At 62.2% G+C, this 1716-nt stretch carries 2 protein-coding genes; both read right to left on the reverse strand.

Annotation, left to right across the window (positions count from 1 at the left end):
* On the reverse strand, positions 1 to 983 hold a 983-nt coding region (locus ABN034_RS34180; protein WP_349695099.1), incomplete at its 3' end, for an ABC transporter permease.
* A gap of 31 nt (positions 984 to 1014) precedes the next feature.
* Positions 1015 to 1716 (reverse strand): carbohydrate ABC transporter permease (locus tag ABN034_RS34185; RefSeq protein WP_349695100.1); only part of this gene is annotated, 702 nt, incomplete at its 5' end.

The following is a 1716-nucleotide window of genomic DNA, read 5'->3' on the forward strand; positions in this document are numbered from 1 at the left end:
AGGCTGGATCTGGCGAATCGGCGTGCGATCTGGTTGGCGAGGACGAGCAGGATGAGGCCTACGACGGAGCGGAAGAGTCCGATTGCCGCGGCGTAGGAGATCTGCGGCACGGCGGCGGCGAGGCCTACTTTGTAGACGTAGGTGTCGATGACTTCGGAGGTTCCTAGGTTGAGCGGGGTTTGCATGAGTAGGACCTTCTCGAACCCGACCGACAGGATGGTGCCGATGTTGAGGATGAGCAGGATGACGGCGACCGGCATGATGCCGGGTATGTCGATGTGCCACATCCGTTTGATCCGGTTGGCGCCGTCGACGATGGCGGCTTCGTGGAGTTCGGGGTCGATGCCGGCGAGTGCGGCGAGGTAGATGATCGCGGCGAAGCCGAGGTTCTGCCAGGCGCCTGACCAGACGTAGATGTGGCGGAAGTAGTCGGGGTTGCCGAGCAGGTCGAGCGGGCCGATGCCTATTGTGCCGAGGAGGTTGTTGAGCAGGCCGGTTCGTGGGTCCAACAGGACGAAGAGCATGCCGACGACGACCACGGTGGAGATGAAGTGCGGTGCGTAGGTGATCAGCTGTACCGAGCGTTTGAACCATTGCATCCGCACCTGGTTGAGGGCGAGCGCGAGGATGATGGGCAGGGGGAATGTGGCGATGAGTTCGTAGCTGTGCAGGATGATGGTGTTGCGGATGACGGGCCAGAACATGAAGGACTCGACGAACCGTTCGAAGTGCGCCAGACCGACCCACGGGCTGCCGCTGATGCCCTGCACGACGTTGTAGTTCTTGAACGCGATCTGTACGCCGTACATCGGCCAGTAGTGAAAGACCAGGATGTAGGCCACGGGAAGGAGCAGCATGAGGTAGAGCTGCCAGTTGTGCTTGACCTGTCGCCAGTTGGCTCGGCGCTGGGCGGCACGCCGGTTGCGGGGCGAGTCGACGTCGGCGCCCGGGGCCGTCTCCGGCCGGCGGAGCAGTGTGGCCATCGCAGCGTCCTCCCTGTTCTTTGGGATCAGGTCAGCCCTTGAGGGAGCCGATCATGACGCCCTTGACGAAGTGCTTCTGGACGAATGGATAGGCCAGCAGGGGCGGGATGCTGGCGACGACGATGAGGGTGTACTTCAACAGGTCCCGAAGCTCTTGGCGGCGCACCATCTCCGCGACGTCCATGGCGCCGGGTTCGACGGTGTTCTGGATCAGGATCTCGCGGAGCACGAGCTGGAGGGGGAACAGCGTTTCGTCGGTCAGGTAGATGAGTGCGTTGAAGAACTGGTTCCAGTGGGCGACCGCGTAGAACAGGGCGTTGACGGCGATGATGGGTTTCGACAGGGGAATGACGATCCGGAGGAAGAACCTGAAGTCGTCGCAGCCGTCGATACGGGCGGCCTCCAGCAGCTCGTGCGGGATCGTCACCTGGTAGTAGGTGCGGGTGATGATCATGTTCCAGACGGCCATGGCGGTGGGCAGGATCAGTGCCCAGCGGGTGTTCAGCAGGCCGAGGTCGTGCACGACGAGGTAGGTCGGGATCAGGCCGCCGCTGAACATCATCGTGAAGACGAACAGCAGCATGAACCAGTTGCGGCCATAAAGGTCGCGCCGTGACAGCGGGTACGCCGCGAGCAATGTCAAGGTCACGTTGACAAACGTTCCGACGCCTGCGTAGAAGACGGAGTTGAGGAATCCCCGCACGATCGATCGGTACTCGACGACGGCCTGGTA

This window comes from Actinopolymorpha sp. B11F2 (assembly GCF_040195635.1).
Lineage (GTDB): Bacteria > Actinomycetota > Actinomycetes > Propionibacteriales > Actinopolymorphaceae > Thermasporomyces.